Here is a 24980-nt window from a genome sequence, read left to right on the forward strand (position 1 = left end):
GGTCATTGGTATTACCGTAAATCGGGGCGCGGGTAAAAAACGCGCCGGAACATTCCTGACGCCCACGAGAGGGCGGAATTCGGGACTCGGGATTCGAAGCGATCGATGCCGCGGCCGGCGAGCACGTGACCGCCGCGAGGGCGTCGGCCTCGACCGCCGCTACACCGCCGGCCGTTCGGCCCCGCCCACGCCGGCGCCGATCCGACGACGGAGGGCGGGAATGACCGTTCCGTCGAGCGAGAGCGCGCCCGCGCCGGTCACCATCAGCGCCGACGACAGCCCGAAGAGCGTGACGTGGGCCAAGACCGGATCGTCCGGGAGGCCGAAAAGCGTCGTCGTCAGGATGACGAACGCCGCGGTCGCGGTCCCGCGGGTGAACGTCCCGGTCAGGAGGAACACGCCGACGACGGCCTCGGTGAGGCCCGCGCCGAAGATCCACAGCTCCGGCGAGACGGGGACGACCCCGGTGAGCCCGTACTTCTCCACGACGGCCGCCGCCTGGGCGGGCTGGAACCACTTCTGGACGACGCCCAGGTACACGAAGTTCGCGCCGAGGAAGACGCGGATCAAAAGCGGCGCGGTCCCCTGGGTCAGGCCGAGCTCCGAGAGGACGTCCTCGGGCTTTGGGAATCCCCTGAAGCGGCTGAGGAGGGTCCCCTCGGCGGCCACGATCCGCCTGAGCATCATATCGGCGCTGGGCTGGCCGGGCCCCACGACGAAGATGCCGAGGAAGCCGGCGACGTACTCGCTGGCGAGGAGGAGTTCGGGGAAGGCGCCCGCGAGCGCCCAGAAGTACGCGAGCAGGCCGACGGCCGCCACGACGCGCGTCAGCAGGCCGAACAGCAGGAGGAATCCGATCCCGACCTGGAGGAGCCGCGCGTCGGCGGTGACGGTCGGCGAGAACAGGTAGCCCGAAAAGCCCGCGCCCACGAGCGGTAGGCCGACCGAGAGCCGGAGCATCCACGGCAGGTACGGGCGGTACGACGCCAGCGTCCGACGGGCCACCTCGACGTCCCGCAGGGACGCCGAAAAGCGGAGGTACCCGAGGGCCGCCACCGCGACGGTGGCCCCGCCGCCGGCGAGCAGCGCGAGCGCGAGCGGCGAGGACATCACCGCCGCGAAGAGCTCCGCCGCCGATCCGGGCGCGGTGTCCTCTGTGACGTAGTCGACGTGGGCCGCCGCGGATCCGGTGGCCACCGCGAGCGCTCCGACTGTCGCGCACACTGAACGCAGGGCTCTTCGGACCATACGCCTATGGTACGAAGTGACACGGGAAAAACGGTGCGCTGCGAGGCCGCCCCTGGCCCCTCAGTAGAACTCGCGGACGAGGTCCATCGCGCCCTCGGGGGCGCCGTCGTCGATCTGGGACATGTCGGCGTCGACGCCGTGCTTCTCGCTGTAGGGGATCGACTTCTCCGACTGCCAGATGACGCCCTGGTACTCCTTGCTGGCGTCGAGGATCTTCTCCTTGGCGGCGTCGTAGTCGGTGCGGTCGTGGCCCTCCTCGGCGACGTCGACGAGGTTGTCGCGGAAGTAGTCGTAGGTGTCGACGTCGTTGAAGGTGACACAGGGACTGAAGACGTTGACGAAGCCGAAGCCGTCGTGTTCGATCGCCTCCTGGACGATCTCGGCGTGGCGCTGGGCGTCCGTCGAGAACGACTGCGCGATGAACGTCGCGCCCGACGCGAGCGCGAGCGCCAGCGGATTGACCGGGGGCTGCTGGGGCCCCTCGGGCGTCGTCGACGTCTCGAAGTCCTTGCGCGAGGTGGGCGAGGCCTGGCCCTTCGTGAGGCCGTAGATGCGGTTGTCCATCACGACGTAGGTCATGTCGACGTTCCGGCGGACGGCGTGGACGAAGTGGCCCGCGCCGATCGAGTAGCCGTCGCCGTCGCCGCCGGCGACCATCACTTCGAGGTCGGGGTTCGCGAGCTTGACGCCGGTGCCGACCGGGAGCGCGCGCCCGTGGACGCCGTGGAGCGCATAGGAGTGCATGTACGTCCCGATCTTCCCGGAACAGCCGATCCCGGCCACGACGAACGTGTTGTCGGGGTCGTTGCCGGTGTTCGCGAGCGCTTTCATCATCCCGTTCATCGTCCCGAAGTCGCCGCAGCCGGGACACCACGTCGGTTGCTTGTCCGATTTGAAGTCGGTGAAACGTACGTCTGAGCTCATTGGTCTGCCTCCTGGAGGGTCGCTTTGATGTCGTCTGCGAGTTCGTCGGCCTTGAACCGCACGCCGTCGTACTTGTTCAGGCGGTCGACCCGCGAGAGCGTGTCGTGTTCGACGACGTCGGCGAACTGCCCCGTGGCGTTACACTCGACGACGATGACGTTCTCCGCGGACTCGACCTCCGCTGTGAGGTCCGGCCGAGGGAACAGATACGGCACCGAGAGGAACCGGACGTCGACGCGGTCCTCTTCGAGGAACTCGATCGCCTCCTCCATCGCGCCCTCGTTCGACCCCCACGAGATCACGAGGTTCTCGGAGTCGGGGTCGCCGAACTCCCGCGGCTCCCAGTTTTCTTCCTCACGCGCGGTCTCGACCTTGCGGTTGCGCTTGTCGACCTGTTCGACGCGCATCTCGGTGTCTTCGGTCCGGCGGCCGAGTTCGTCGTGTTCGAGGCCCGTCGACATATGTGCGCCCTCGGCGGTGCCGGGGAACGCCCGCGGGGAGACGCCGTCGTCGGTGATGGCGTGCGGCTTGAACTGGCCCTTCTCGTTTTGCCACTCCTCGATGGACTCCTCGTCGACGACCTTGCCGCGCTCGATCTCGACCTCGTCCATATCGAACGTCTCCGGCGGGAAGGTCTGTTCTGTGACCGCAAGCGAGAGGTCGGCGGCGATGTAGACCGGCGTCTGGTACTTCTCGGCGAGGTTGAACGCCTCGACGGTCTTCCAGAAGCACTCCGAGATGGTCGTCGGCCCGAGGACGAACCGGGGAATCTCGCCGTGGCCGCCGTAGAGCATCATGTTCAGATCGCCCTGTTCCTGCTTCGTCGGCATCCCCGTCGAGGGGCCCGACCGCATCACGTCGACGACGACGAGCGGCGTCTCGGAGGTCGCCACCAGGCCGAAGGTCTCGGCCATCAGGTCGATCCCGGGCCCGGAGGTCGCGGTCATCGAGCGGGCGCCGGCGCGCGCCGCGCCGAGCGCGATGTTGATCGCCGAGAGCTCGTCTTCGGCCTGGACGACGTGGCCGCCGAACTGCTCGATCCGGCCGGTGAGGTACTCCATCACGTCGGTCGCGGGCGTGATCGGATAGCCGGCGTAGAACTTACAGCCGGCGGCGATCGCGCCCATCCCGATGGCCTCGTCGCCGTTCAGGAGGACGTAGTCCGAATCCGTCGTCTCCAGTTCGTAGTCGAAGTCGTGGTCGTACTCGTCGGCGACGTAGTCGCGGCCCTTCCGGGCGGCCTCCTTGTTGTTGTCGACGAGGGCCTTCCCCTTCGAGCCGAAGCGCTTCTCCAAGGCGCTGTCGAGGTTCTCGATCGGGAAGTCCGCGACCTCGCAGGCGGCGCCGAGCGCGACGACGTTGCGCATGATCGCGCCGCCGGCCTCCTCGGCGAGGCGCTTGAGGGGGACGTTCAGCCCGATCATCCCCTCGGGGATCTCGACGTTCTCCATCGTCGTGCGCTCGCCGTCGTAGATGATGACGGAGCCGTCGTGGAGCTCGTCGAGGTTCTCCTCGATCGTGCGCGGGGTCAGCGCGATGAGGACGTCGAGCCGGTCGACGACGCTCTGGACGGGATCGACCGCGGTTCGAACCTTGTACGCCGTGTAGCCGCCACGGATCCGGGACGCGAAGTCCTTCGACGTGAACACGTGTCGCCCGGCCCGAGAGAGTGCCTGGGCGAAGATTTTTCCCGTCGAGTCGATGCCATCGCCGGCTTCCCCGCCGATGGCCCAGTTGAAGTCCGCAGGCATGTGGCTAAGGGGTTGCCCAGGCCCGAAGAAAAGCCTTCTGAAAAGCCTTGAAAAAAGAAACGGTTCGAGACAGCCAAAAGTTAACAGTAACAGGCATTATACGGAATATAAATTGAAGAAGTAATATAATATACCAAAATTTCCATCTAGAATGATCAAATGTCCATCCGAAATTTCCGGTCGCGAACGCCGTCGACTCGCCGGTTCGGCGGCACTTATACCGGGCGTCGACTCGCCGGTTCGGCGGCACTTATACCGGGGATTCCTCGTCGTCGTGCGCGCGAGCGGAATCGCCGGAGCGTCGACTACGAGGCCGGAAGGCAAAGGCCTTCTCGCCGGATCCGATAGTGGGGATATGGACGCGACAGTCACCGTCAGTGCGGTCCGCGACGTCGGACCCCACACGATCGCACTCGAACTGGAGTCGCCGGACGGATTCGACGCCGAGCCCGGGCAGTTCGTGAAGCTCCGCGGCACCGTCGACGGCGAGGACTACGCCCGGTTCTACACGCTCTCGTCGCCCGACGCAGACGCGACGTTCGAGGTCACCGTCGGCGTCGATCCCGACGAGGCGGGCCCGTTCAGTCAGTACCTCCTCGATCTTGCCGCGGGCGACACCCTGGAGATTTCCGGGCCGTTCGGGCGGAGCTTCTACGACGGGGAACCGCGCGCGGTCGTCCTCGCGGGCGGCCCGGGGATCGGCCCCGCGGTCGGGATCGCCGAGGCGGCCGTCGCCGGCGGCAACGAGGCCGCGATCGTCTACCAGACCGACGCTCCGGCCCACGAGGATCGCCTCGACGCGCTCGAAGACGCCGGCGTGTCGATCGTCGTCACCGACGGCGACATCACCGACGCGGTCGGCGACGCGGCCACCGGCGCCGAGGGCGAGCAGATCTTCGTCTACGGCTTCGCCGACTTCGTCGACGACGCGACGGCGGCGCTCGAAGCGGCGAGCGTCGACACCGACCGGGCGAAGTTCGAGAATTTCGGCTGAGGAGAGATCCGAAATCGAGATGGTCGGAGCGCCGGCCGAGACGACAGCCATCCCTCCGAACGACGATTTAAATAGTCCTCCAAGGACGCATCACATCTCGGTCTCGATCTCATCGACGACCGGCCAGACCCGCCAGACGGCGATCGCGAGGGCGCCGAGCCACCAGAGCAAGAGGCCGAACGCGTTCGCCAGCGCGTTTCCCGCGGCGACGTCGGCCCCGCCGACGACGCCCACGGCCGACGAGAGCACGAGCCCGCGGAACGCGCTGTTGGGGCTCAGCGCCAGCAGCGCCGCCACTACCTCCTCGGAGACGAAGCCGCCGGCCAGCCCGGCCACGAGCGCTGTATCGATCCCCAACACGAGCGTCACCGCGAGCGCGGCCGCGAGCGCGAAGGCCGTCCGGACGGTCCGGGCCGCCGCGGAGATGGCGACCGTCGCCGCGAGGACGACGAGCGTGAACGCCGCCGCGAGCGCCACGAAGCGGACGTAGCGGACGCCCGAATCGGCCGCGGCGTTGATCGCCAGGAACGTCGGGATGTCCGCGGTGAGAAGCGGGACGAGCAGGCCGACGGCGACGAGCGCCCCGACGACGACGCTCACCAGCGCCAGCGCGCGCCCGAGGTAGATCCCGCCGACGTAGGCGAGCCGGGGGACGTCGAACGTCCGGAGGACGTCCAGTTCGCCCGTCTCGCGGTCGCCGAGGATCGACCGGTATCCGAACGCGATTGCCAGGAGGGGCACCAGCACCTCGACGAACGTGAGCAGGTCCAGCGTGAGGGGGACGAACCCCCCGCCGCCGCCCGTGCCCGCCCAGGCAACGGCGACAACGCTCGCGACGAACGCCGCAGACAGCGCCAGCAACGCGGGCGTCCGGGCGATGGTCCGGAGTTCGCGCGTCGCGACGACCAGCAGGTCGGTCCGGATCCGCTCGGAGCGGGTCCACGTCGTCGCATCGGAATCCCTCTCGGGGGCGTCTCCGTTCCCACCACCCGTCGCCCCGGTTGCCTCGCTATTCGCTTCACTCATCGTCCCGCACCTCCGTTTCCTCGGCGTCTCCGCTTTCGCTTCCGCCTCCGCCGGCGCCGGCCCGCACCGTCGATTCCCCGGCCTCAGCGCGGACGAGCCGGAGGAACGCCTCCGAGAGCGATGCGGTATCGGTCTCGTCGAGGAGCGTCGCGGGCGCGCCGCTCGCCACGAACCCGCCGTCGTCGAGGACGTAGACGGTGTCGGCGTGGGCCTCGACGGCCGGGAGCTCGTGGGATGCGACGACGACGCCTGTGCCCTCCGCGGCGAGATCGCCGACCACGGCGAACAGCCGCTCGACCATCGCGGGGTCGAGGCCGCTGCCGGGCTCGTCGAGGAGCAGTACCGCGGGATCGCCGAGGACGGCCTGTCCGAGGCCGAGCAGTCGGGTCATTCCGCCCGAGAGCGAGCCGACCGCGCGGTCGCCCACGTCGGCGAGGCCGACTCGACCGAGCGTGGCCGCGACGGCGTTGCTCCCGACGCCCGGGAGCAGCGACGCGTAGAATTCCAGGGTGTCGCGGGCGGTGAAGCCCTCGCGGAACGCGGGCTGCTGGGGGAGGAAGCCCACGCGCCGGGCGCCCCCGGCGCCGCTCGGGACCGCGACGTCGCCGCCGGCGGCCCCGTCGAGGCCCGCGAGGACCCGGAGCAGGGTCGACTTCCCCGATCCGTTGGGACCGACGACCGCCGCGACCTCGCCGCGCTCGACCGTCAGGTCCACGCCCGAGAGCACCTCGACGTCGCCGAACGCCTGTTCGATACCGTCTGCGCGCAGGGCGACCGCGTCCCCGCTCGGACCCTCGCTCGCGCCGTCGCTCACGCCGCCTCACCCCCGGTCGGTCCGTGTGTCGGCTCGGGGACGGGCGTGCTCGATCCGTCCGAGGCGGCCGATTCGGACGCGTTCCGCGCGGCCGCGACGAGATCGGGGTGGAAGGGCCGCGTCCGGGCGGCGGCGTCGACGACGCCCGACTGCCGGAGGCCGGAGACGGCGTCTTGGACCCGCCGGAGCGTCGCCACCGCGGGCGACTGCGCGAGCGTCGTCGCGCCCGCGGCCGCGCCGAGCCGGGAGTCCACCGGCCCCGTGGGACGGTACGGCCGGTCGTAGACGCCGTCCCCGTCGCCGTCGGCGATCGGGAGCGCGCCCCAGTGGTTGCCGACGCCGCGGTGGGACCACGTCCGGAGCGGGCCGATTCTCGCCTCCACCGCGCGTCCGTTGCCGACGAAGTCGTTGCGGACGACCCAGTTCGACGGCAGGATCTCGCCTGCCCGCGCGCCGACGCGGTTGTCGACGACGACGTTGCCGACGAAGGCGTTCCGGTCGCCCGCGACGGTGATCCCGTACTCGTTGCCGGCGACGACGTTGCGGGCGTAGTAGGAGGCGCCGCCTGCCGGTACGACGCCGTAGGTGCTGTCGCGCACGTCGTTGCCGACCACGAGATTCCTGGTCGGACGCGTCATCACGATGACGCCGGCCTGGGCGTCGCGGACGGTGTTGTTCGCGACCAGCGACGCGGAGGTGTACATCTCGTGGACGCCGTACCGGCCCGGGTCCGCGCGGTTGTCGCGGATGACGCTCCCGTCCGCGCGGTGGGTGTAGACGCCGTCTCGGCCGCCGAGAAACGTCGAGTCCTCGACGACGCTCGGCGCGCCGATAAGCACGACGCTCATAAAGCCCTCGCTGGCCGTGTCGGCGCCGCGGACGGTCAGTCCCGAAATCACGCTCTGCGGGCTCTCGCGGACGATGACGCCGCTCGCGGGCGTATCGATCGCGACGTCCGCGACGGCGGCGCCGGCCGCCCCGTCGAGGACGATCCCGGCGTCGCCGTAGCCGTAGGCCAGCTGGACCGTGGTGTCCCAGTCCGCCGACTCGTTCCGGCGCTCGCGGCCGCGGCTTCCGATGTCGCCGACGCCCGCGATCCGGAGGTCCGTCACGGCGGCGCCATCGGCCCTGACCACGACGACGGTCCCGTTGCCGTCGCCGCGGAGGGTCGTCGGGGGCGCGGCTCCGTCGCCGCCCGCTCCGCCGGTCGCAGTCGCACCAGCGCCAGCGCCGGCCAGCGTCACCGAGCGGTTCAGCACGACCTGGTCGACGTCGTAGCTCCCGGCCGGGACGTAGACGGTCGTGTTCGGCGGCGCGCTCCCGACCGCGGCCGCGACCGTCGGCGCGGTCTCTACGTCCGCAGGCGTGCCCGAAGCCGCGGCGCCGCCGCTGCCGACGACGACGCTCACGGGCCGGTCACGTCGCTCGGCGGCTTCGCCGACCGTCCGGTTCGCCCAGGCCTGACGCTCTTCGATCGACGCCTCGAACTCGGCCAGTCGAGCGTCGAGCGGGTCGCCGGCGCTGTCTTTCAGCGCCTCCCAGCCGGCGACCGAACCCCCGTGCGCCGCGGCGAACCGCTCGGCGTCGTCACGCTCGGAGAAGGGCACGACGATCGTCCCCGAGGGGATTCGCGCGTCGCTGTCGACGACGAAGTGGGCGCTCTCGGCGGGCGTCCAGCCGACCGCGCGGCCGCGCTCGGGGACGACGTAGCCCTCGTCGGTCAGGGTCGGCGTGACCGTCGAGAAGTCCGAGACGTAGACCGCGAGCGGGTCGCCGAACTGCCGCCGGGCGCTCGCGTCGCCGAGTTCGCTCGCGACGGTCTCGATGCCGACGTAGCCGACGACGTAGCGGTATCCGGAGTAGAACACCTGGGCGCGGGGGAGCGCGAATCCCTCGGCTTCGGCCCGCCGGGCGTCGACGCCCGTCCCGCCCATACTCACGGTGTCCTCGAAGTCCACGGGGCGGAGCGTCTCGCCGCTGGCCGGCGTCAGCGCGAACGAGAGGCTCGCGACGACGAGCACGAGCGCGACCCCCGCGGTCAGCCACGCGGTCCCGGACGGCGAGAGCAGCGCCATCACTTGCCGAGGCCGGCGACGACCTCCGGGGTCACGCCGTCGTGGGTCGTGAGCGACCCGCCGTGTTCGGTCTGGAACGCCTCCGCGTCGCTTTCGCTCGTGAACGCGATGAGGTCTCTGCCCATCGTTCCCTTCACCTCGGAGTCGACGACGTAGGTCACGTCGCTCGCCGGCGCGAACGCCGACGCCTCGTAGTGCCGCGAGATGAGGGTGTCGCCGCCGTCCTCGAACACCTCGTAGTCGACCGCGGAGTAGTCGGTGACGTAGAACGCGACGTCCTCCCACTCCCCCTCGCGCTCGAACTCGTACTGGTAGGCCTCCCAGGTGCTGTCGAACCGCGCGGGGTTGTCGTGGCCGTTCGGCCGCTGGTCCGCGTAGAAGATCTCGGTCGTCGGCCCCGGGTGCTGTCGGATCGTCATCCCGCAGACGTCGCAGGTGGCGCCCTCGGGGACCGTGACCGCCGCGGGGGCGTCGGCGTCGTCGCTGCCGCCGTCCCCGTTGCCTCCGCCGCCGAGACACCCGGCCAAAGCCGTCGTCGCCGCGCCGGCCCCGGCGAGGAGGAACGGTCGCCGCCGGACGCCGGCGGTGTCGATACGGGCGTCGCCCGCCGCCCGTCGCTCGTCTCTCATACCCGAGCGTAGACGTGCGCCGGATAAAACACGCGGGTCGGTTCCAGCCTCGTGAGAAATGTTTGGGATATTTACAATATTAGGAAATACCGATCGGGGGATGGACCGTGCGAACGCGTCGCGAGGATTTATGAACTGGTGACAGAATGTTTCGAACGACTATGACCGACGACGGAGACGGAGACCTCGAAGCCCGCCTCGTCGAACAGGAGACGTTCGAGCCGTCCGACGAGTTCGTCGAGCAGGCGAACGTCTCGGACGAGTCCATCTACGAGGAGTTCGAGGAGGACTGGCCCCGGTGTTGGACCCGCGCGGCCGACCTCCTCGACTGGGACTCGCCGTACAGCGAGGTGCTCGACGACTCCGAGGAGCCGTTCTACGAGTGGTTCGCCGACGGCACCCTGAACGCCTCCTACAACTGCGTCGACCGCCACGTCGAGAGCGGCGACAAGAACCGCGCCGCGATCAAGTGGGAGGGCGAACACGGCGAGACGCGCACCTACACCTACCAGGACCTCTACCGCGAGGTCAACGAGTTCGCCGCGGCGCTCCGGGAGCTGGGCGTCGAGGAGGACGACGTCGTCACGCTGTATATGCCGATGGTCCCCGAGCTCCCGATCGCGATGCTGGCCTGTGCGCGGATCGGCGCGCCGCACTCTGTCGTCTTCGCGGGCTTCTCGGCGGACGCGCTCGCGACGCGGATGAACTCCGCCGACTCGCGGTATCTGATCACCTGCGACGGGTACTACCGCCGCGGCGACCCGCTCGACCACCTCGCGAAGGCGAACGAGGGCCTCGCGGGCGTCGACCACGGCGTCGACGCGACGGTCGTCGTCGACCGCCTCGGCGAGGACGGCTTCGGCCACGACCTCAGCGGGAACCAACACGACTGGGACGACCTCGTCGCCGACCACCAGGGCGCCCGCGTCGACCCCGTCGAGCGCGACGCCGAGGATATGCTGTTCCTGATGTACACCTCGGGGACGACCGGCGAGCCGAAGGGCGTCAAGCACACCACCGGCGGCTACCTCGCCTATGCGACCTGGACCTCCCACGCGGTACTGGACCTCGAACCCGAGGACACCTACTGGTGCTCGGCGGACATCGGGTGGATCACGGGCCACTCCTACATCGTCTACGGCCCGCTGTCGCTCGGCACGACGACGGTGATGTACGAGGGCACGCCCGACTACCCCGAGCGCGACCGCCTGTGGGAACTGGTCGAGAAGTACGCCGTCGACGTGTTCTACACGGCGCCGACGGCGATTCGGGCGTTTATGAAGTGGGGTTCGGAGTTCCCCGAGCGACACGACCTCTCCAGCCTGCGACTGCTGGGGACGGTCGGCGAGCCGATCAATCCCCGCGCGTGGAAGTGGTACTACAAGCACATCGGGAACGAGGAGTGCCCGATCGTCGACACGTGGTGGCAGACCGAGACCGGCGGGATGATGGTCACCACCCTGCCCGGCGTCGGCACGATGAAGCCCGGGTCGGCGGGCCCGCCGCTTCCGGGTATCGACGCGCGCGTCGTCGACACCGAGGGCGAGGAGGTCGGCGCCGGCCGCGCGGGCTATCTGACGGTCGATAAACCCTGGCCGGGGATGTTGCGGACGCTGTACAACAACGACGAGCGGTTCATCGGGGAGTACTGGGAGGAGTACTCCGACCCCGACGCCGACGAGTGGGTGTACTTCCCTGAGGACGGCGCGAAGATCGACGACGACGGCTACATCACCATCCTGGGCCGCGTCGACGACGTGATCAACGTCTCGGGCCACCGCCTGGGGACGATGGAGATCGAGTCCGCGATCGTCGGCGTCGAGGGCGTCGCCGAGGCCGCCGTCGTCGGCGGCGACCACGAGGTCAAGGGCGAGGCCGTCTACGCCTACGTGATCCTCGAAGACGGCTACGACGGGTCCGAGGAGATGCGCGAGGCGATCATCGAAGGCGTCGAGGACGCGATCGGGCCGATCGCCCGCCCCGAGCAGGTGATCTTCACGCCCGAGCTCCCGAAGACCCGGTCCGGGAAGATTATGCGTCGCTTGCTGGAGGAGATCGCCAACGGCGAGGAACTCGGCGACACGACGACCCTCCGCAATCCCGAAATCGTCGAGGACATCCAGGCGAAAGTGTCCGACTGAGTCGGCGCGTCGACGCTGCCGCGCTGGTGTATCGCGCCTTCCGCACGCTCGTCGGCGCTGAAGGGTCGACCGCGATGAGATGGTACAGGACAGGACGGGACCGCAGTCGTTTCGTCCGTTTCGTCTCCTCGCTTGGAATTCATCCGTCCGTCGTCGATCTTGCCCGTCGAAGAATCGCCGGCCATCCCACCAATAGGTTTACCGGGAGACCGGCGCGATAGTACTGTATGAGCCGGTATGGGTACGAGGTCGACTCCGAGACCGACGTCGACAACATCGAGGGAAGCGCTCAGTCCTCAGCGGAGCAGGGGCACCTCGGAACGGAGTCCACCGAGGAGCGACTGCTCCCCGCAGAGGCGTTCTCGCTGCTCGGGAACGACACCCGTATCGAAATCTTACAGGCGATGGTGGACGCGGACGCCGACGCGACGCCGGTCGGTTTCACGGAGCTGTTCGAGCGGGTCGACATCGTCGACAGCGCGAACTTCAATTACCACCTGCAGAAGCTCACCGGCCACTTCATAAAACAGACCGAGGACGGCTACGAGTTCCGTCACCCGGGGCGAAAGGTGGTGAGCTCGATATTCGCCGGGACCCTCACCGACCGCGCCCAGGTCGGGTTCTTCCCGGTCGACGGCACGTGCCACTCCTGCGACGGCGACCTCCACGGGTGGTACGTCGACGAGGTCCTCACCATCGCCTGCGTCGATTGCACGACCGTTCTCGTGCGGTATCCGTTCCCGCCGGGCGGCATCGACGAGCGAACTCCCTCCGAGTTGCTGCAGGCGTTCCACCACTACGTTCGCCACCACTACTGTATGGCCGCCGACGGCGTCTGTCCCGAATGCACCGGGCCCGTCGAGACCGAGCCCGTCTACGATCCCTCGGAGAGCGACACCTTCGACGTGACGGTCGAACACACCTGCCAGCGGTGCGGATACGATCTGCAGTCGAGCGTGGGCGTGAATCTGCTCGACAACGCCGAGGTCCTGATGTTCCACTCGGAACGGGGCGTCGATCTGAGCACCGAGCCGTTCTGGCACTTCGAGTGGTGCGTGAGCGACAAGCACACGACGGTCCTGTCTGAGGACCCGCTCCGTCTGCGCATCGACATCCGGTGCGACGGGGACGAACTGCAGATCGTACTGGACGACACGCTCTCGGTGATCGAGACGACGAGGGACGACGCGCGCTCGGAGTGAGCGGCGCCGTTCTGTCCCCCGGGCCAGCGTCAAAACGGGGACGACCGATGATGCCTACCGGTCGGAACGGCGGGAGTACCGCCGTGCTGGATTACTCGAAGAGTTCGACGGCCTGTTCGTAGCGGGCGGTGGGTTCGTCCCAGTCGACGACCTCGAAGAAGTTGTCGATGAAGTCGCCGCGGGCCGGGCCGTAATCGTGGTAGTAGGAGTGCTCCCAGACGTCCAGCGCCAGGATCGGGTGGGAACCCCAGAGTGCGCCCTGGTCGTGCTTGTCGACGACGACGTTGCGCAGTTGGTTCGAGAACGAATCGTAGACCAGCAGCGCCCAGCCGCCCGCGTTGGACGCGGCGGCCTCGAACTCGCCCTTCCAGGCCTCGTAGGAGCCGAAGTCCTCTTCGATGCGGTCCGCGAGGTCGCCCGAGGGCTCGTCGCCGCCTTCAGGCGACATCGAGTTCCAGAAGAGGTCGTGCAGGATGTGACCCGACCCGTTGTGGGTCACGTCCCGGATCGCTCCGGCGGACGAGGAGAAGTCGCCCGCCTCGCGGTTCTCTTCGAGCGTCTCTTCGGCGCTGTTCCAGCCGTTCACGTAGCCCTGGTGGTGCGTGTCGTGATGCCACGTCAGCACCTGCTCGGAAATGTGCGGTTCCAGTGCGTCGTAGTCGTACGGCAACGGTGGGAGATCGTATTCTGCCATTGCTATCACCAGTAGCCACAACGGGCGACGAGAATATGAGCGTTTTCTGTACTGCCTTACGGTAATTTTGCTGTCATACTATCTTGGGCCGAAATACTGGTATTAGCGTACCAGTACCGGGTCCGAATCCGCAGGCGCAGAAAACCAACAGACGCGTGATAAGAATCGCCGGGGAGCGACCCGTACTCGATTCCTGTGATGCGTGATCCACGGAACGCATCGACGAATCTCACGCCGGCCCGAAGGTCACTCGAATCAGAGGTAGGCGGCGTCCCAGCGGACGGGCTTGCGTCGGTTGCCGCAGGCGTTGCACTCCAGGCGCTCCATCGTATCCATCGCGATGTCGAGGCTCTCGTCGACGCCGCACATCCAGCCGTACTTCTCCGTCCGGTCGCCGTCGAGATAGACCGCGAAGAACGGCGCGTCCGAGCCCCGGACGGACTCGTCGTAGGCGACGTGGACCGTCGTCCCGTCGGCGTCGCGCTCGACGAGCCCCGTGGGGTCGGTCTCTTCCTCGTCGAGGAACGTCGAGTAGACCCGCTCGGTGAAGGTCTCGCCGTGGATCTCGACGGGCCGTTCGCCGACCTCGCTGAAGCCCTGTTCCTCGTAGAACGAGACGCCCTCTTCGTTCTCGGTGAGCACGCGGCCCTCCAGGCGGTCGACGCCGCCGTCGACGAGCTCCTGTTCGAGCCGCGCGAGCAACTGCGAGCCGATCCCCTCGCCGCGGTGCGCCGGGACGACGTGGAGCCAATCGAGGTAGCCGACGGTCTCGCGGCCGTCGGAAATCTCGCTTTGGGCGAATCCGACGACGCTCCCCTCGTCTTCCGCGAGGACGAACACCTCGCTGTCGTCGCCGAGCGAGTCCGTCACGCGCTCTGTGCTGTACCACTTGTCGACGGCCGCGGTGATCACGTCCTCGTCTATGGCGTGGCCGTAGGAGGCCCGTAACGATTCGGTGGCGACCCGGCGAATCTCGTCGACGTCGTCCGTCGTCGCATCGCGCACGTCCATAGTAGTCGATTCGGCGTCCTCCTACTTGACATTCAGGGACATCGGCGCCTGGGTGGGACTCTTTCCCAATACGAACGGAGATACCCGGAAATTACTGAATGGATGTCAAATTCGACGCGTCGACGGCGGCGTGCCGCGCGCCCGAGCATATAAGTGCGCAGCGGACGCCCTCCCGGTATGAGCGGCCCCGACGACGGGACGGCGGACGAGGCGGCCGAGGACGCCGGATCGGTCACCTTCACCGTCGCCATCGAGCACGGCGAGACGATCATCACGATGCGCGGCGACCGCGACACCGCGGTGATCGTGCGCTCCGAGATGGGCGAGCGGATCTACCTCCCGCCGGAGGACTTCGAGCGCGAGGCCAAGAGCGCGAGTCCATATCAAGGCGCCGAGGACGCCAGCCCCTACCGCGGCGCCGAGAGTTCCAGCCCGTATCAGGGCGCCGAAAGCTCCAGTCCCTACCGCGGCATCGAGAGCGACAGCCCGTATCAGGCCGCGCGCGAGGAACTTCCGAGCGAGGGAATGGTCCCCACCGCGGACGGCTATCGGATCCGCCACCCCGAGCCCGCACGCGACGTGCGCGTGTTACGCTAAGAACCGCTCGCTTCCTGACTCCCGTCGCCGAGGATCTCCTCGTAGAAGCCGACCGTCTCGTCGACGACTTCCGCCCAGGTGATCGGCTCGTACTCGGGCGTCCCTTCGAGGTCGAGGCCGCGTTCGATCCCCGCGGCGATCGACTCCGAGTCGGGGTCGACCTCGACGACGCAGTCGTCGGGGAGCACCTCGTTGACGCCGCTTTCTGTCGCCACGACGCGGGTCCCCGCCGAGAGCGCCTCCGTGATCGTGATGCCGAACGGCTCCGCGAGCGACGGCGAGACGAACAGGTCCGCCGAGGCGTAGTAGTCGCCCAGTTCCTCCTCGGGCACGTAGCCCACCCACTCGATCCGGTCGTCGACGCCGAGCAGTTCGGCGAACCGCTTCAGCTGGTCGGTGAGGTGACCCGAGCCGCCCATCACGAGCGTCACGTCGTCGCGGCGGAGCTTATCGAGGGCGTAGACCAGGTGGGAGATGCCCTTCTGGTCGGTGTGGCGGCCGACGAAAAAGAGCATCTTCCCGTCGATGCCGAGCTCGGCCTTGTAGTCGCGGCCGGTCGTCTCGCACTCCGAGAAGCCGTTGTAGATGACTCGGCAGTCGCCGCCGTACTGCCTGCGCACCTCGTCGGCGGTGAGCTGGCTCACCGCGATCAGGTGATCCGCGCGCTCGACGAGGCGCCGCTCGGTCTCGACCTCGCGCTTCGGCGGATCGACGTTCCGGTCGTTCGAAAGCGAGTGGAAGGTGGTCACCCACTCGACGTCGGCGTTCGAGGCCGCGCGCGATCCCGGGCCGTAGCCGAACCAATCGTGGGTGTGGATGAGGTCCGCGTCCGCGGCGCGCTCGGCGAACGTCGAACTCATCCGGCCGACCCGGGTGATAATGTCGCCGTCGCCGGTCGGGACGGCGACGATTCCCTCCCGGTCCCGCGGCGCGTACTCGGCTGGGAGCACCAGTTCGACGTCGAGGCCGCGTGCCCGCATCCCGTCGAACAACTCCCCGACGTGGGTGTCGAGTCCGCCGCTCACGTTCGGGGGGAACCCCCAACCGAGCATCAGCACTTTCGGCGACATCTCTTTGGAACCACCACGTTCGATCACATAAGTTCTGTCGCCGCGGCAGCGTCCCGAGGGGCCGTCGATCGACGATAAACCGAAATCCGCTTGACGTGTCGGCGTCAGGGTCCCGTATGCACGTCGTCGTCAACGCCGCCGTCAGCGCCGACGGGAAGCTCTCGACGCGCCGGCACGAGCAGGTCCGGATCAGCGGCCCCGACGACTTCGACCGCGTCGATCGGCTCCGCGCGGAGAGTGACGCCGTCCTCGTCGGCGTCGGCACCGTGCTCGCGGACGACCCGCACCTCACGCTCGACGACCCCGACCGCCGGGCAAATCGGGAGCGGCGCGGCGAGGAGCCCACCCCCGCCCGCGTCGTCGTCGACTCGACGGGCCGGACCCCGACCGACGCGCGGATCCTCGACGACGCGGCGACGACGTACGTCCTCGCCGCGGAGGCCATCGCCGACGAACGCCGGGCGGCGCTCGAATCGGCGGGCGCGGAGGTGCTCGTCGCCGGCGAGGAGCGCGTGGCGCTCGCGGCGGCGCTCGACGCGCTCGAAGACGAAGGGATCGAGGCGCTGATGGTCGAGGGCGGCGGCGAGATCATCTTCTCGCTCTTCGAGGCCGGTCTCGTCGACGAGCTCTCGGTGTACGTGGGCTCGCTGCTCATCGGCGGCCGCGACGCCCCGACTCTCGCCGACGGCGAGGGATTCGTCGAGTCGTTCCCCTCGCTCTCGCTCCGGGACGTATCTCGGATCGACGACGGCGTCCTCCTGCGGTACGACGTCGGGACTGAGTGAGCCGCGGCGCCGACTCCGGCGGTCGTGCGGCGGTCGCCCCAACCCTCGAAATAGGTAAGAGGCTCCCCCGACTACGGGACGGTATGAGTACGCCAGAAGCGACCGGCGCGCCGATCCACATCGAGAGCCAAGCGCAGTTCGACGAGCTCGTGGCCGACCACGACGTCGTCCTCGTCGACTATCACGCCGAGTGGTGCGGCCCCTGCAAGATGCTCGAACCGACCGTCGAAGAGCTCGCCGCCGAGACCGACGCGGTCGTCCTGAAGGTCGACATCGACGAGCATCAGGACCTCGCGCGCGATGCGGGCGTCCGGTCGGTGCCGACACTGGAGTTCTACAAGAACGGCGAGTCCCAGGACCGCGTCATCGGCGTCCAGGACAAAGACGACCTCCTCAACGTCATCGAGGAGCTCTCGGCCTGACGGACGCGAACGTCGGCGACCGTCGGTTCTCGGAGTGAAATCACAGAATGGATCGAGGAGAAAGGGGGACCGTAGACTGGGTTTTCATTCGAGTTCGACTGCTGTGATCGGGGCGAGTTCGACGTTGTGGCCGGTCTCGGCACGATGGGCCTCCAGCTGCTCTTGGGCCACCCGTTCGCCGGCAATGACGGATTCGGTCGGGCAGTCGTGACAGACCAGGTGGTAGACGGACCGTTGCTCCTCGGAGGTGTTGGTGTCGACGGCGTGTGTCACGGTTGAACACTATCGCCGACAGCTATAACTAATCGTGAATTATGCATCCGATCGCTCAGTGTAACCACTGATTAATCGGGGAGCCCCGCGGTCACGGTCGTGATTGATCCGAGCGCTCAGGTCGACGGGGTACGGTGATCCGCGCCCGACCCGGCGGCGACGCGGCGCGGCGGGGAGGGCTTTTTACCCCCGAGAGAGAAAGAAGCGGTATGATCTCACTTGACGAGGCCGTGACGGCCCGGCTCGAATCGCACGGCGAGCGGTTCGAGGTGCTCGTCGATCCGGACGCGGCGCTGGCGATCAAACGCGGCGAGTTCGAGGGCGACCTAGAGGACGTGATCGCCGCCGAGGACGTCTTTGAGGACGCGTCCCGCGGCGACCGGCCCGCCGAGTCCGACTTAGAGACCGTCTTCGGGACGACAGATCCCCTAGAGATCATCCCCGAGGTCGTACAGCGCGGGGAGATCCAAATCACGGCCGAGCAGCGACGCGAGATGCAAGAACAGAAGCGCAAACAGCTGATCAACCGCATCGCGCGGAACGCGGTGAACCCCCAGATGGACAACGCGCCGCACCCGCCCGAGCGGATCGAGCGCGCGCTCGAAGAGGCGGGCTTCCGCGTCGACCCGATGGAGCCGGTCGAATCGCAGGTCGACGACGCGCTGGACGAGTTGCGGCCGGTGATTCCGATCCGGTTCGACGAGGTGACCGTCGCGGTCCAGATCCCCGCGGAGTACGCCGGCAAGACCCAGGCCCAGGTGCGGGAGTACGGTGACCTCGAACGCGAGGAGTGGCAGCCCGACGGCTCGTGGGTCGGCGTCGTCACCTTCCCCGCGGGGATGCAGAACGACTTCTACGATCTCGTGAACGAACACACCTCCGGCGAGGCGGAGACGCGCATCATCAAAGACAAGGACGAACTCAGCACGCGATAGCGGCGACAGCGGCCAAAATCGGCGCCGAAGACGATTACCCCTTCTTGAAGCCGACGAGGAAGCCGCCGGTGAAGCCCGCCGAGATCGACAGCGTCGAGAGGATCGTCGAGAGCCAGTCCGGCGGGGCGCCCGTCGCGGCGTTCTGGGCCGGCTCTATGATCCCCGCCGTGAGCCGCTCCCAGTCGACGGTGAGGATGCCGCGCGATTCGAGGAACTTGAAGAGCGCGAGTTCGAGGCCGACGATCACGGCGATGATCTTCGCGACCTTCTTCGCCGCGAACCCGATGATCCCCCCGATGACCGCGCCGCTCCCGAATTCGAGGCCGAGCTGAGTCGGGTCCAGGGACAACTGCAACGACTCGAACATAGCTGACCTCCGCTTCGGCGGTATAAGTCGTTTGTGGAGGTTCGGCCCCCGATCGTTCACGCGACTTGACATATATCGGGGCTCTGACAGGCGCAATATACAACTAATGTGGGACGAAACGGACCCCATCGGAATATGGACGAACGCGATATTCGCCTCCTGAAAGCTATCTCGGACCTCGGTACCGGGAGCCCGGAGCGGCTTCACGAAGAGACCGACATCCCGGTCTCGACGATCCACTACCGCCTGAACAACCTCCGCGAAGCGGGCATCATCGAGAACGACCTCTACGACATCGACCTCGAAGCCGTCGGCCTCGGCGTGACCGTCATCGTGGAACTGCTGACGGACTACAACGGCTCACACCACGACTTCGAGGACAAGATCCTCGACGTCGAGGGCGTCTCGCAGGCGTACTTCACGATGGGCGAGACCGACTTCGTCGTGATCGCACACCTCCCCGACCAGGAGATGGTCGAGCGGCTCATCACCGACCTGGAGACCATCGAGGAGATCCGGCGGACGAACTCGACGTTCGTCGTCTCGTCGCTCCGACACAGCACGCGGGCGTTCGAACACTACGATCTGGAGACGCTCCTGGAGGAACTGGCCGACGAGTGAAGAACGAACGGGCCGGACGCGATTTGAACGCGCGACCGTCTGATTAAGAGTCAGACGCTCTGCCGGACTGAGCTACCGGCCCACTGCAATCGCTCATTCCGGTGGGGTAAGTAAAGATGTTTCCTTTCGGCCGGCGGGCTCGGATACGGGGACGCCGCGCGAACGAGTGCTGTTAAGTGGCGGCCGACCGCAGTGGTCCACATAATGAGCGCCGGGGTCACTATCTCGTCGATGTCGTCGTACGCGATCCTCGGGTGCGGAAGCGTCGGCTACGCCGTCGCGGAGGATCTCGTCGAGGACGGCAAGGACGTCCTCATCCTCGACAAGGACGAGAGCCGGGTCGAGTCCCTCCGCGATCAGGACCTGAACGCACAGCAGACCGACATCGCGGATCCGGACGTCGTCGACGCGGTCGCCGATCGCGACGTCGTTCTCATCCTCGCGTCCGACGTCGAAGCGAACAAGGCCGCGGTGTCGGCGATCCGCGAGCGCGGCGGCGACCAGTTCGTCGTCGTCCGCGCTTCGGACCCCGTCTCGGAGGACGAACTCTCCGAGCTGGGCGCCGACGTCGTGATCAATCCCTCGGAGGTCATCGCCGACTCCGCGCTCCGCTCGCTGGAGTCCGGCGAACTGGAGTACAAGGCCCGCCAGCTCGCGGAGGTCCTCGAAAGCGCCGACGAGGGGCTCGCGGTCCTCACCCACGACAACCCCGACCCCGACTCGATCGCCTCCGCGGTCGCGTTGCAGGCGATCGCCCGCGAGCACGGCATCGACGCCGTGATCAACTACGACGGCGAGATCGGCCAGCAGGAGAACCGCGCCTTCGTGAATCTCCTCGGCATCGAACTCGTGCCGCTCTCGGAGGGCAAGCCGCTCTCGGAGTACGGCGCGGTCGCGCTCGTCGACCACATGAAATCGGGCGATCCCGAACTCGACGTCGACGTCGACATCTTCATCGACCACTACGAGCCCGAGGAGGCCATCGAGGCGGCGTTCACCGACGTTCGCCCGAACGTCTCCTCGACGTCGACCATCCTCACGAAGTACCTCCAGGAGTTCGACATCTCGCCGAGCGAGGCGGTCGCCACGGCGCTCCTGTACGGGATCCGCTCGGAGACGCTCGACTTCAAGCGCGAGACCACGCCCGCGGACCTGACCGCCGCGGCGTACCTCTATCCCTTCGCCAACCACGACACGCTCGAACAGGTCGAGTCGCCGTCGATGTCCCCGGAGACGCTCGACGTCCTCGCGGAGGCTATCCAGAACCGGGAGGTCCAGGGGAGCCACCTCGTCTCGAACGCGGGCTTCATCCGCGACCGCGACGCGCTCGGACAGGCCGCCCAGCACCTCCTCAAACTGGAGGGGATCACAACCACGGCGGTCTTCGGGATCGCCGACGACCGGATCTACCTCTCGGCCCGCTCGAAGGACATCCGGATGAACATCGGGAAGATCCTCGAAGACGCCTTCGCGGGGATCGGCGAGACCGGCGGCCACTCCACCCAGGGCGACGTCGAGATCCCGCTCGGCATCTTCACAGGGATCGAGACGAGCGACGACAACCGCGACACGCTCCTCCAGCTCACCGAGGAGGCCGTCCGACGGAAGCTGTTCGAGGCGATGGGCGTCGAGAGCGCCGAAAGCGGGAACGGAAGCTGACGGGCGTCGGGCTTTTCTCCGTCAGCGCGCTACCGTAGGGTATGAAGGCCTCTGCCGAGATCGTCGTCGACCGACCGCGAGAAGCCGTCTTCGAGTACATGGACGTCCCCGAGAACCAGGCACGGATCTCGCCCCGCCTCTCGGCGGTCGAGACCCTGGGAACGCTCGACAACGGCGGGAAGCGGGCGTCGTACACCTACCGCCTGGGGCTCGGCTTCGATGGCGAGGTCCGCGGCGTCGTCCACGAGCCGCCGGAGCGGGTCGTCTTCGAGATGGACGGCGACATCGAGGGCCGGATCGAGTGGACGTTCGAGGAGGACGACGGCGGGACGCGCGTCACCTACACGGCCGAGTACGATCTCGGGCTGCCGACGGCGCTCGACCTCCTCCTCAGGCCGCTCACGAACCGGTACAACCGCCGAGAGCTGGAGCGGACGCTGGCGAACCTCGCGGACAGACTGGCCGACGACTGATCGTGATTACTCTCACTGTTTCCAGCCGAACACCACCCCCGGTGACGGCGTTTGGTGGGAAGAGACGAGAGACGAGAGTAATCACTACGAGAACGGATCCGTCCCGCCGGGAGCGGGTGCTGCGGCCGCAAGCGGCAAATGAGTTCGGTCCTCAGGGGTCGCAACCGGACACCGTCCCGTATGACCCACCCCACGCCGATCCCGCCGGACGTCTTCGCCGACGCAGTCGCGCGATTGGACGAGTCCGAACTCGCCGCGTTCGTCGGCGCGCTCCAGCGGGGGACGGGCGGGGACGTCGCGGTCGAGATCGATCCCCCGTACGTCACCGTCGGGAGCGACGATACCCGGACGACAGTCCTCGTGGCGGGCGCGTCGGGCGAACCCGACCGACCGACGGACGCCGATCGGATCGTCCGGCCTGTCGAGGACGACGCGGATGCGGCCGACCCGTCGATTCTCACGCTCTCGGACCTTCGGGAGCAGTTGCTGTACGGACTCGCTCCCGAGGAGGCCGAGGCGGTCTGCGAGGAGTTCCTCGGGACGGCCGCGCGGTCTGTGTCCTACGCCTCCGAGATCGCCGAATCGACGGGGCCCCAGCGGACCGTGGGCGCGAAGACCGACGATTCGAGGCCTGGAGCAGGAGCGTCCGGCGGCCGTCAGACCCCGTCGTCGCAATCGAAAGGATCGAAACGGGAGTCGACCTCGACGGGTCCGAGCGGAAGGGACGCTGACGAGGGGTCGGACTCCCGGAGGCACCCGACGACCGCGACGCGCCTGTCGAATGCAGTCAGTACACGGCGTGCGGTCGTGGTTGCCCTCGTCCTCCTCGTCGCCGCGGGCGGTGTGGCCTCCGTGGCCGATCGGCCGCTCGGCGACGCCGCGGGACTGCTCTCGGGATCCGCCGGCGACGGCGGTGAGTCGCTGACAGGACCGGAGGGGGAGGTGACCGGCGCCGCTCCCGCGACGGGGACGGCGACGACCGAAGAGCCGGGGACCTCGACCGGTGCCGGAATGGAAGCCGAGGTCCTCGACGACGGGACGAACGGGAGCGAGGCGGGCGTTCAGGACGGGATCTCGGAACGCGAGCGACACTTCAGGCCGGAACCGACGTGTACGCGCTCGTTCCTGTTGGTCACGCAGATTCAGATGAACGCGCTGCGGTACAACGACAACGAGACCGACGCGGGCATCCGGACGGTCAGGCGGTTCGCCTCGCCCACGAACCGCCGCGCCGTCGAGAGCTTCAGCGAGTACGCCGAGGTGATCCGCAGTCCGACCTACGCGGCGATGCTCACCTACGAGAGCGTGCAGTACGACCCGGTCCGCACCGGCGAACGCACCGCACAGGTGCGGGTCGTGACGCGCGAAAACGACACCGTGACCGGACGCTACGCGTTCTTCCTGCGGAAGGTCGGAGACGGTGAGTACGACGGCTGCTGGATGACCGACGCCGTGCTGACGCAGTCGACGGTGGTCCTCGATGCCGATCCCGTCGCGAGCGAGGAGTCGATCGGCGCTTGAGGCCGTGCAGAGTGCGACTCGGTCCGGGGTCCGTTTCCGCTCTCGCTCGGTTGTTTTCCGTAGATACCGTTATTCGGCGTGATCGATAGGTCGTCTTCATTTTTGATTCTATCGGAGCAAAACCGACGGACTGGGGCGGGGTCAGATGCGCGGGACAGGATTCGAACCACGGTCGCTCTGCTCGCTCCGCTCGCGTCGCTCCCTGATTCGAATCCTTCGGAACGAGATTCGTCCTCGCTGTCGCTCGGACAGAATATGCGCGGGACAGGATTCGAACCTGCGGACCCCTATGGGACAGCGTCCTAAGCGCTGCGCCTTTGACCGCTTGGCTACCCGCGCGCAGACGCCACTACACCCAAGTCCCAAATCAACCTATCGCTCCGCGCGGAGGATTCTTATACGATCCCGACCCACTCCGGGTGTGTACAGCGCCCGCGACCGCGTCGCCAACGAGGAGTGGCTGGCCCGCATCGAACAGGCGGCCGACCGCCTGGACCTCGGGTCGGAAGCCCGCTCGTTCGCGACGGATATGTTCCTCTCGGAGGTCCCGGACGAGGATCGCTCGAAGCGGGCGATCGCCGCCGCGAGCCTCTATGCGGGCGCGCTGATCGCCGGTGAGGAGCGCTCGCAGTCGCGCGTCGCCGACGCGATGGACGTCAGTCGGCTCAGCGTCCAACAGAACTGGAAGCCCGTGCTCGAAGCGGCGGGATTCCGGCCGCCGTCGTGGTGAGGTCTCGGAGCCGAACCGACCGTCACCCGTCCGCGCTCGGCCGCTCCGCGCCGCGGCCCTCGCGCTCCGGGGTTATGTTGCCGTGGCGGTCGATCTCGCCTTTGACGATCCGAGTCGAGGAGATCCGCTCGCCGTCCTCCGCGGTGACGTGATCGACGACTTCGATCTCCAGCGGGTCGTAGCCGCGTTCACGCCGGATCTCGTTGATCCGCTCGCCCCCGTCTTTGGTCTCCGGAGAGACGATCAGGTAGTCGAACTGCTTTTCGGTGGCGATCCCGGTCGGCTCGGTCAGCTCCCGGACCTCGAAGTCGCGGTCGTGCGCCTCCGCGAGCGGCTCCAGCTCGGCGACGAGGTCGCGCTTCCGCTCGTCGAACGGCCGGACGTAGCGGTCGACGTGGCGGGTCTTCGGCGCGAGTTCGTCGCTCGTCAGCCCGACGGTGACATCACCCAACTCGAAGGCGCGCTCGAAGAGCGCGTGGTGGCCGTCGTGGACCGGATCGAACGTCCCGCCCAGCGCGACGTGCATATCCGGCCGAGGTCCTCCCGGAACTTAAACGGGACGGGTCCGGGTCGACGGTCTGCGGTCACGACTCGTCGGCGAACACCCGCACGTCGCCGTCGCTCGTCAGCCCCACGCTGACCGCGGCGTTCAGCATATTCTCGTTCGCGACGTCGCCGAGGACGCCGTAGAGGTGGGCGTACAGCTCCGGTCGGCAGTAATCGACTTTCAGGCCGGCCTCGTCGCCGCGCTCGTAGATGCGATCGACGAGGTCCTCGAAGCACGTCCCCGCCGGGACTGTGAATCGCGCGGGCGCGCGGAGCGTCCGGACCAGATCCAGCGTCCGTCGCGCTTTCTCGACGTTCTCCTCTGCGGCCCGTTCGATGGCGCTCACGTTCGAGTCGGTCGTGCCGAGCTCCGCTGCGACCTCCCGCTGTGTCCGCCCGCGCTCGCGGAGCTCTAACACCTCCACCTGTCGGTCGGTCAGGATCGTCGCCCCGGGGTCGGTCATACCCTGTC

26 protein-coding genes and 2 tRNA genes are annotated in these 24980 nt (G+C 67.8%); 12 read left to right on the plus strand and 16 right to left on the minus strand.

Features of this window, described 5'->3' with window-relative positions; all coding sequences use genetic code 11:
* Positions 1-159 precede the first annotated feature (159 nt).
* Genes OS889_RS09855 through OS889_RS09865 form a run of 3 tightly spaced genes read right to left on the minus strand, consistent with a single transcriptional unit; the run spans position 160 to position 3923 of the window.
* Positions 160-1248, minus strand: a complete 1089-nt coding sequence (locus OS889_RS09855) for a DoxX family protein (protein ID WP_372389510.1) — start codon at positions 1246-1248, stop codon at positions 160-162.
* Between the two features lie 60 nt (positions 1249-1308).
* On the minus strand, positions 1309-2172 hold the full coding sequence (locus OS889_RS09860) for a 2-oxoacid:ferredoxin oxidoreductase subunit beta (RefSeq protein ID WP_372389512.1): 864 nt from the start codon (positions 2170-2172) through the stop codon (positions 1309-1311).
* Positions 2169-3923 (minus strand): 2-oxoacid:acceptor oxidoreductase subunit alpha, encoded by a 1755-nt coding sequence (locus tag OS889_RS09865; RefSeq protein WP_372389514.1) that lies wholly within the window; start codon positions 3921-3923, stop codon positions 2169-2171. The genes OS889_RS09860 and OS889_RS09865 overlap by 4 nt, the downstream gene beginning before the upstream one ends.
* A gap of 355 nt (positions 3924-4278) precedes the next feature.
* On the opposite strand from OS889_RS09865, the gene OS889_RS09870 reads away from it, so the two are divergent.
* Complete coding sequence (locus OS889_RS09870; RefSeq protein ID WP_372389515.1) at positions 4279-4917, plus strand: FAD-dependent oxidoreductase; 639 nt, start codon at positions 4279-4281, stop codon at positions 4915-4917.
* A gap of 90 nt (positions 4918-5007) precedes the next feature.
* On the opposite strand, the gene OS889_RS09875 is transcribed toward OS889_RS09870, so the two are convergent.
* The 4 genes from OS889_RS09875 to OS889_RS09890 are packed head-to-tail and all read right to left on the minus strand — an operon-like array spanning position 5008 to position 9461.
* On the minus strand, positions 5008-5943 hold the full coding sequence (locus OS889_RS09875) for an ABC transporter permease subunit (RefSeq protein ID WP_372389516.1): 936 nt from the start codon (positions 5941-5943) through the stop codon (positions 5008-5010).
* Positions 5936-6757, minus strand: a complete 822-nt coding sequence (locus OS889_RS09880) for an ABC transporter ATP-binding protein (protein ID WP_372389518.1) — start codon at positions 6755-6757, stop codon at positions 5936-5938. Before OS889_RS09880 ends, OS889_RS09875 begins: the two co-directional genes overlap by 8 nt.
* Positions 6754-8832 (minus strand): NosD domain-containing protein, encoded by a 2079-nt coding sequence (locus tag OS889_RS09885; RefSeq protein ID WP_372389520.1) that lies wholly within the window; start codon positions 8830-8832, stop codon positions 6754-6756. The genes OS889_RS09880 and OS889_RS09885 overlap by 4 nt, the downstream gene beginning before the upstream one ends.
* Positions 8832-9461 carry a nitrous oxide reductase accessory protein NosL gene (locus OS889_RS09890; RefSeq protein WP_372389522.1) on the minus strand — a complete coding sequence of 210 codons (630 nt, stop codon included), beginning with the start codon at positions 9459-9461 and terminating at the stop codon, positions 8832-8834. Before OS889_RS09890 ends, OS889_RS09885 begins: the two co-directional genes overlap by 1 nt.
* A gap of 161 nt (positions 9462-9622) precedes the next feature.
* On the opposite strand from OS889_RS09890, the gene acs reads away from it, so the two are divergent.
* On the plus strand, positions 9623-11602 hold the full coding sequence (gene acs, locus OS889_RS09895; RefSeq protein WP_372389524.1) for an acetate--CoA ligase: 1980 nt from the start codon (positions 9623-9625) through the stop codon (positions 11600-11602).
* 227 nt (positions 11603-11829) lie between these two features.
* A complete protein-coding gene (locus OS889_RS09900; protein ID WP_372389526.1) occupies positions 11830-12804 on the plus strand; it encodes a DUF7351 domain-containing protein in 975 nt (324 codons plus the stop codon).
* A gap of 91 nt (positions 12805-12895) precedes the next feature.
* Here OS889_RS09900 and sod read toward each other — a convergent pair whose 3' ends face one another.
* Both sod and OS889_RS09910 read right to left on the minus strand, forming a co-directional pair.
* Complete coding sequence (gene sod / locus OS889_RS09905) at positions 12896-13498, minus strand: superoxide dismutase [Mn] (protein WP_372389528.1); 603 nt, start codon at positions 13496-13498, stop codon at positions 12896-12898.
* Positions 13499-13753: 255 nt separating this feature from the next.
* Positions 13754-14509 (minus strand): GNAT family N-acetyltransferase, encoded by a 756-nt coding sequence (locus OS889_RS09910; RefSeq protein WP_372389530.1) that lies wholly within the window; start codon positions 14507-14509, stop codon positions 13754-13756.
* A gap of 177 nt (positions 14510-14686) precedes the next feature.
* Here OS889_RS09910 and OS889_RS09915 point away from each other — a divergent pair, with 177 nt between their 5' ends.
* A complete protein-coding gene (locus OS889_RS09915; protein WP_372389532.1) occupies positions 14687-15106 on the plus strand; it encodes a DUF7510 family protein in 420 nt (139 codons plus the stop codon).
* Here the strand turns inward: OS889_RS09915 and OS889_RS09920 are convergent.
* Positions 15103-16158 carry a glycosyltransferase family 4 protein gene (locus OS889_RS09920; protein WP_372391596.1) on the minus strand — a complete coding sequence of 352 codons (1056 nt, stop codon included), beginning with the start codon at positions 16156-16158 and terminating at the stop codon, positions 15103-15105. The two genes, OS889_RS09915 and OS889_RS09920, sit on opposite strands and share 4 nt — an antisense overlap.
* A 134-nt stretch (positions 16159-16292) precedes the next feature.
* Here OS889_RS09920 and OS889_RS09925 point away from each other — a divergent pair, with 134 nt between their 5' ends.
* Together OS889_RS09925 and trxA are read left to right on the plus strand one after the other, a co-directional pair.
* A complete protein-coding gene (locus tag OS889_RS09925; RefSeq protein ID WP_372389534.1) occupies positions 16293-16961 on the plus strand; it encodes a 2,5-diamino-6-(ribosylamino)-4(3H)-pyrimidinone 5'-phosphate reductase in 669 nt (222 codons plus the stop codon).
* 83 nt (positions 16962-17044) lie between these two features.
* A complete protein-coding gene (gene trxA, locus OS889_RS09930; RefSeq protein ID WP_372389536.1) occupies positions 17045-17383 on the plus strand; it encodes a thioredoxin in 339 nt (112 codons plus the stop codon).
* 84 nt (positions 17384-17467) lie between these two features.
* Here the strand turns inward: trxA and OS889_RS09935 are convergent, their stop codons facing one another.
* A complete protein-coding gene (locus tag OS889_RS09935; RefSeq protein WP_372389539.1) occupies positions 17468-17656 on the minus strand; it encodes a hypothetical protein in 189 nt (62 codons plus the stop codon).
* A 209-nt stretch (positions 17657-17865) separates the two neighbouring features.
* Between OS889_RS09935 and OS889_RS09940 the strand changes: the two genes are divergently transcribed.
* Positions 17866-18591, plus strand: coding sequence for a ribosome assembly factor SBDS (locus OS889_RS09940; RefSeq protein WP_372389540.1), 726 nt, complete (start codon positions 17866-17868; stop codon positions 18589-18591).
* A gap of 34 nt (positions 18592-18625) precedes the next feature.
* Here OS889_RS09940 and OS889_RS09945 read toward each other — a convergent pair whose 3' ends face one another.
* Positions 18626-18958, minus strand: a complete 333-nt coding sequence (locus OS889_RS09945; RefSeq protein WP_372389542.1) for an FUN14 domain-containing protein — start codon at positions 18956-18958, stop codon at positions 18626-18628.
* Between the two features lie 135 nt (positions 18959-19093).
* Between OS889_RS09945 and OS889_RS09950 the strand changes: the two genes are divergently transcribed.
* Entirely contained in the window at positions 19094-19579 is a 486-nt protein-coding gene (locus tag OS889_RS09950; RefSeq protein WP_372389544.1) for an Lrp/AsnC family transcriptional regulator, read from the plus strand.
* An 8-nt stretch (positions 19580-19587) separates the two neighbouring features.
* Here the strand turns inward: OS889_RS09950 and OS889_RS09955 are convergent.
* Positions 19588-19661: transfer RNA gene (locus OS889_RS09955), tRNA-Lys, on the minus strand.
* Positions 19662-19783: 122 nt separating this feature from the next.
* On the opposite strand from OS889_RS09955, the gene OS889_RS09960 reads away from it, so the two are divergent.
* The 3 genes from OS889_RS09960 (at position 19784) to OS889_RS09970 (ending at position 23232) form a co-directional block, all read left to right on the plus strand.
* Complete coding sequence (locus OS889_RS09960; RefSeq protein ID WP_372389547.1) at positions 19784-21238, plus strand: DHH family phosphoesterase; 1455 nt, start codon at positions 19784-19786, stop codon at positions 21236-21238.
* Positions 21239-21279: 41 nt separating this feature from the next.
* Positions 21280-21711: an SRPBCC family protein gene (locus OS889_RS09965; protein ID WP_372389549.1), complete on the plus strand. Its 432-nt coding sequence runs from the start codon at positions 21280-21282 to the stop codon at positions 21709-21711.
* A 180-nt stretch (positions 21712-21891) separates the two neighbouring features.
* A complete protein-coding gene (locus OS889_RS09970) occupies positions 21892-23232 on the plus strand; it encodes a hypothetical protein (protein WP_372389551.1) in 1341 nt (446 codons plus the stop codon).
* Between the two features lie 256 nt (positions 23233-23488).
* Here OS889_RS09970 and OS889_RS09975 read toward each other — a convergent pair.
* Positions 23489-23571, minus strand: a tRNA-Leu gene (locus tag OS889_RS09975).
* A gap of 82 nt (positions 23572-23653) precedes the next feature.
* Between OS889_RS09975 and OS889_RS09980 the strand changes: the two genes are divergently transcribed.
* A complete protein-coding gene (locus OS889_RS09980; protein WP_372389552.1) occupies positions 23654-23962 on the plus strand; it encodes a transcription initiation factor IIB family protein in 309 nt (102 codons plus the stop codon).
* Positions 23963-23984: 22 nt separating this feature from the next.
* Here the strand turns inward: OS889_RS09980 and OS889_RS09985 are convergent, their stop codons facing one another.
* Together OS889_RS09985 and OS889_RS09990 are read right to left on the minus strand one after the other, a co-directional pair.
* Positions 23985-24488, minus strand: coding sequence for a phosphopantetheine adenylyltransferase (locus OS889_RS09985; protein ID WP_372389554.1), 504 nt, complete (start codon positions 24486-24488; stop codon positions 23985-23987).
* 58 nt (positions 24489-24546) lie between these two features.
* Entirely contained in the window at positions 24547-24972 is a 426-nt protein-coding gene (locus OS889_RS09990; protein ID WP_372389555.1) for a Tfx family DNA-binding protein, read from the minus strand.
* Positions 24973-24980 lie beyond the last annotated feature (8 nt).

Source organism: Halobellus sp. MBLA0158 (assembly GCF_041477585.1).
Taxonomy (GTDB): domain Archaea; phylum Halobacteriota; class Halobacteria; order Halobacteriales; family Haloferacaceae; genus Haloquadratum; species Haloquadratum rubicundus.